The 4,280-nt window shown below is 62.3% G+C and carries 7 protein-coding genes; all 7 read left to right on the forward strand.

Translation table 11 applies throughout. The annotated features are described in order from the left end of the window. The first annotated feature begins 58 nt into the window (after positions 1 to 58). The gene (locus tag Q0C64_RS13105) at positions 59 to 1,192 is read left to right on the forward strand and encodes a DUF5131 family protein (protein ID WP_294124286.1); all 1,134 of its coding nucleotides are present in this window, start codon (positions 59 to 61) and stop codon (positions 1,190 to 1,192) included. Next, entirely contained in the window at positions 1,185 to 1,595 is a 411-nt protein-coding gene (locus Q0C64_RS13110) for a hypothetical protein (RefSeq protein WP_294124287.1), read from the forward strand. Before Q0C64_RS13105 ends, Q0C64_RS13110 begins: the two co-directional genes overlap by 8 nt. Then, positions 1,592 to 1,825, forward strand: a complete 234-nt coding sequence (locus Q0C64_RS13115; RefSeq protein WP_294124288.1) for a hypothetical protein — start codon at positions 1,592 to 1,594, stop codon at positions 1,823 to 1,825. Before Q0C64_RS13110 ends, Q0C64_RS13115 begins: the two co-directional genes overlap by 4 nt. Then, a complete protein-coding gene (locus tag Q0C64_RS13120) occupies positions 1,822 to 2,031 on the forward strand; it encodes a hypothetical protein (protein WP_294124289.1) in 210 nt (69 codons plus the stop codon). The genes Q0C64_RS13115 and Q0C64_RS13120 overlap by 4 nt, the downstream gene beginning before the upstream one ends. Positions 2,032 to 2,065: 34 nt before the next feature. Continuing rightward, the gene (locus tag Q0C64_RS13125) at positions 2,066 to 3,628 is read left to right on the forward strand and encodes a ParB/RepB/Spo0J family partition protein (protein WP_294124290.1); all 1,563 of its coding nucleotides are present in this window, start codon (positions 2,066 to 2,068) and stop codon (positions 3,626 to 3,628) included. Continuing rightward, positions 3,625 to 3,834 carry a hypothetical protein gene (locus Q0C64_RS13130; RefSeq protein WP_294124291.1) on the forward strand — a complete coding sequence of 70 codons (210 nt, stop codon included), beginning with the start codon at positions 3,625 to 3,627 and terminating at the stop codon, positions 3,832 to 3,834. The genes Q0C64_RS13125 and Q0C64_RS13130 overlap by 4 nt, the downstream gene beginning before the upstream one ends. 105 nt (positions 3,835 to 3,939) lie before the next feature. Continuing rightward, complete coding sequence (locus tag Q0C64_RS13135) at positions 3,940 to 4,095, forward strand: hypothetical protein (protein WP_294124292.1); 156 nt, start codon at positions 3,940 to 3,942, stop codon at positions 4,093 to 4,095. Positions 4,096 to 4,280: the final 185 nt, after the last annotated feature.

A 4,280-nucleotide genomic window follows, 5' to 3' on the forward strand; every position in this document is an offset into this window, starting at 1 on the left:
GTCGCCCCCCCCCATGGCAGGTGCGAAGAGTGAACCGCCGTTTTGAGGTTAACAGACAATGGCCGAAAACTCCGCAATCGAATGGACCGACCACACGTTCAATCCGTGGTCCGGCTGCACCAAGGTCGCGCCCGGCTGCGCCAACTGCTACGCCGAGGTGAACTACTCGGTGAAGGCCCGCGGCGTGAAATGGGGACCAAGCGGCAACCGCGTGCGCGCGTCCGATGCGATGTGGCGGCAGCCGCTCAAGTGGAAGCGCCAGGCCGAGCGGGAACTCGCCAGCTTTAATCGCGCCTGCCAGGAGTCACGGAGCGAGTTCGATCAGATCGAGCCGTACCACCGGCCGCGCGTGTTCTGCGCTTCGCTGGCGGACATTTTTGAGGACTGGGATAAGCCGATTGTGGACCACCATCAGCGTGAATTGTTCACGATCAACGGAGGCAAATATTTCACGGAAAGCAATTATCCTGAATGCCGTCCTGCCACAATGGACGATATGCGGCGAGACCTGTTCGCCCTGATCGACGCAACGCCGCACCTGGATTGGCTCCTATTGACGAAGCGCCCGGAGAACGTGCGGCGAATGTGGATGCAACTCGGCTTTCCGGATGCCGGTGTTCCCGGAACGCTTGGCCGGCGGCCATATTTGTATAACGTCTGGCTCGGCACCAGCATCAGCGAGCAAGAGACCGCCGACCGCAACCTGCCGCACCTGCTGGCATGCCGCGATCTGTGCCCGGCGCTGTTCGTGAGCGCGGAGCCGTTGCTTGGCGAAATCTCTGCTGTCATGCCCAATTGGTCGAAGTATCCTTACGGCCAAAAACTAGCCCAAAATGAGCGCTACAACTGGCTGACTGGCGAAGTAACGACCGAACGCGGCCGTGTTTTCAAAAGTTCGGACGGGGAAACTATCGACTGGCTCATCATCGGCGGCGAATCCGGCCCGAAGGCGCGCCCGTGCAATATCGCGCACGTCCGCTCGCTCGTGGAACAATGCAAGGCGGCTGATGTGGCCTGCTTCGTGAAGCAGTTGGGGAGCGATCCAAGGGAACCTTGCGGGGTCGGGTTTTTCGGCCGAGCAGCATACGTGAATCTGCAAGACCCCAAAGGCGCCGACATGAGCGAATGGCCCGCCGATCTGCGCGTCCGCGAGTTCCCCACGAAAACCCACAAGGAGGCCATTCATGTCTGAGCAGTGGGCAATCGTCGAGCTGATGGGTCACGTCCGCCTGGCCGGCCGCTTGAGCGAGGAAGAGCACTACGGCGCCAAGCTCGGCCGACTGGACATTCCGAATCCGGTGGTCGTGTGCACTCCCTGCAAAGGCATCCGCGACGCCAATCCCAACTGCGCCGTGTGCGGTGGATTTGGCGCAACGGGCGGCGGATTCACCACGCAGTTTTTCGGCGGCGCGTCTGTCTACCGCATCACGATGGTGAGCGAGGACGTCGCCCGCTCGGTCGCTGCGAACGTCAGGCCGGCGCCGGTGCAGCCGTGGGAATTCCCGAAGCCCCAGCTGCCAGCGCCCGGAACGCATAGCGAAGTCATCGACGCCGATTATGAAATCGATGACGACGAACCGGAGGATTTGTCATGATCTTCAATCTCCGCTGGTTGATCGTTCGAGTCGCAGCCCGCTGCGTGGGCCTCTCGCGCTTCCTGCCTTGCACCGAGGCGGTTACGCACGCCAAGCAGGTTGAATTGGCGCTGCCGCCCGGCGTCGAGCTGGTAGCCATAATCGTGGCGACGAAATGCATGTGCCCGAAATGCCGCATCGAGCGGGGCGAACCGGTGGCCATGCCTCAATTTGACCCGAGGGGAATATGAACTGGTTTATCCGAAAAACCTCCGAATCCGTGACGATCTTCGATTCACTGGATATCGTCGGCAACGGCAACATCCGCTTTTCCGGGTGCCTCGATGTCGCGCTGGTGGCGTTCGCGCGAGCCATGGCAGAGGCCGACGATCTGCGAAAGGAGAACACTGAACTCAAAGACGAAAATGCGCGGCTGAAAACGCAACTTATTAGGTGACGAATTAACCCTAAACCCTGGAGGACGCAAGCCGATGGCCACGAAATCAATCCCCCTGAAACTGATCGACATTCCGCCGGACAATCGCGACGAGATCCGCGAAGCCGAGCTGGAGGGCCTGGCGGCCACGATGATGGAGCGCGGCCAGCTCTCGCCGCTCCTGGTTCGCCGGTGCAAGAAAGGCCGCTTCGAATTGATCGCCGGCGAGCGTCGCCTGCGCGCGGCCAAGATCCTGAAGTGGGACCAGATCGAGGTCAAGGAAATGGACCTCGACGATCGCCAGGCCGCCGAGGTCCACGCGATCGAGAACCTCCAGCGCGTCGATCTGACTCCGTGGGAAGAGGCCCGCAAACTCGCCGACCTGGCCGGCAGCAACGGCAGCTCGGTCCGCGTCGAGGACCTGGCGGCAAGGCTCGGCCGCACGCCGCAGTGGGTCGCCGTCCGCCTGGCCGTGAGCAAGCTGATCCCCGAGCTGAGGCAGCTGGTGATCGACCAGGAATGGCCGCTGACGCATTTGCCGCTGCTGGCGCGGATCCCGAAAGACGTCCAGCCGATGATCCTGGAGGCGATCGTCGATAACCAGAAGATGGATACCATGTGGGGCTTCTTCGACGGCGGAAAACCCGTCGGCACCGCCCCGCCGCGTCACGAGCTGGTCGAGTTCCTGGAGGAGTTCACCCGCCTGTTGAGCCAGGCCGCGTGGAATCTCGACGATCCGTTCCTGTTGCCCGACGCCGGCAGTTGCGACCAATGCCCGAAACGCAGCTCGGCGCAGGCGTTGCTGTTCCCCGAGCTGGCCGACCAGAAAAAAGACCGCTGCCTCGACGAGGGATGCTGGAAGGCCAAGCAGGCCGCGATCGTCGCCGTCAAGGTCAACGAGCTGAACGAGAAAGGCACGAAGCCAATTCTGCTGAAATCCCACGGCGAGGTTCCCAAGGAACTGACCGAGGCCCTGGGCCCGGCGACGTTCGAGCAGTCCTACGACTACAACGTCTGCAAAAAAACCGACAAGGACGCGCAGCCGGCCGTGATCGTCACCGGCGAGGACGCCGGCACGGTGAAATATGTCAAGCCGGTCGCCTCGGGCCGCGTCGGCAATAGCGGCCGCGAAACAAAGGTCGATCAGGAAACCGGCGAGGCCGAACCGCCGTCCAGCGAGGATCGCCTCAAGACGCTGGAGCTGAAGCGCATGTGCCGCGCCGGCGAGCTGTGGAGCGAGAAGCTCGAAACGTTCAAGCCGAAATGGACCGGCATGCTCGACGCCCTGGTGCTGCACTTCGGCTGCGACGAGAGGCATGATTACCGCGACGACGGCGCCTGGGAAGATTTCGCCAATCGCGACCACAAGGTCAAGCTGGAGCAGATCGCCTGGGAGCAGCTCCGGCCCATCTTCCAGAAGCGACTCTACCGCAATGGTCCGCAAACCCAGGGCGAGGCCATCTGGGAGGAATGCCTCGGCCAGGCCCGGGCGCTCGGGCTGCTCCTGGTGCTGCAGTATTGCTGGCATGACGCCACCGTCGATTGCCCGATGACGAAAGCGATGGTTGACGCCGGCGTCAAGGATCCGGGCAAGGCCTTCAAGGAGGCGATCAAGTGAGCAAGGAAATCAATCCGATGCAAGCGTTCCTCGCCGGCTGGCTGATGGCGGCGATCTCGACCCACAAAGAGCCGCCCATGAATATCGTCGGTTATGACGTGCTGTCGCCGAAATCGTTTCAGGTGACGTTATCCGGTGGCTTGGCGTTGGAGGTGAACGTCGAGGTCAAACCGCGCACCTCAGTGAACGCGGCCTCCATCGACTGAAGCAGGTCGCCGTTATCACGACGCGGGCGCTGCGGCCCGCATGAATCAACTGTTTCGGAAAATGAATCAACTGTTTCGCCCGTTCTTTTCACGGAGGTCTGCATCATGAAGAAGCTCTTTGTCATGGCCCTGATCGCTGGCGCTTGCTGGCTGGCGATCGCATCCGAAAGCGAGGCCGGCTGCCGACGGGGAGGCCGCGGCGGTCTGCTGTCGAGGTTGTTCCATCGTGGCGGAGGCGGCTGCGCCTCCTGCCACCGCTGAGATTCTGATGGGTGGGCGCGCCGGCCCCTGTGGCGATAACAGGGGCCGGCTTTTGATTCACGCGAAGCCAGGGTTATCCCGGCGTGTCGCCGGGAGCGGCCGGTCCTCGTTGTAAGTCCGGGGGCCGGCCTTTAAGCAGCTAAAGGAGCAAAACTGATGGACCGATACACCACGCGCGCCGTGAA

It is taken from the genome of Sphingomonas sp., assembly GCF_023266535.1.
Classification (GTDB): domain Bacteria; phylum Pseudomonadota; class Alphaproteobacteria; order Sphingomonadales; family Sphingomonadaceae; genus Sphingomicrobium.

Excerpts from the sequence above, each read along its gene's own strand:
- Q0C64_RS13135 (WP_294124292.1), top strand. The coding sequence starts at position 3,940 with ATGAAGAAGCTCTTTGTCATGGCCCTGATCGCTGGCGCTTGCTGGCTG.
- Q0C64_RS13120 (WP_294124289.1), top strand. The coding sequence starts at position 1,822 with ATGAACTGGTTTATCCGAAAAACCTCCGAATCCGTGACGATCTTCGAT.
- Q0C64_RS13125 (WP_294124290.1), top strand. The coding sequence starts at position 2,066 with ATGGCCACGAAATCAATCCCCCTGAAACTGATCGACATTCCGCCGGAC.
- Q0C64_RS13105 (WP_294124286.1), top strand. The coding sequence starts at position 59 with ATGGCCGAAAACTCCGCAATCGAATGGACCGACCACACGTTCAATCCG.
- Q0C64_RS13115 (WP_294124288.1), top strand. The coding sequence starts at position 1,592 with ATGATCTTCAATCTCCGCTGGTTGATCGTTCGAGTCGCAGCCCGCTGC.
- Q0C64_RS13110 (WP_294124287.1), top strand. The coding sequence starts at position 1,185 with ATGTCTGAGCAGTGGGCAATCGTCGAGCTGATGGGTCACGTCCGCCTG.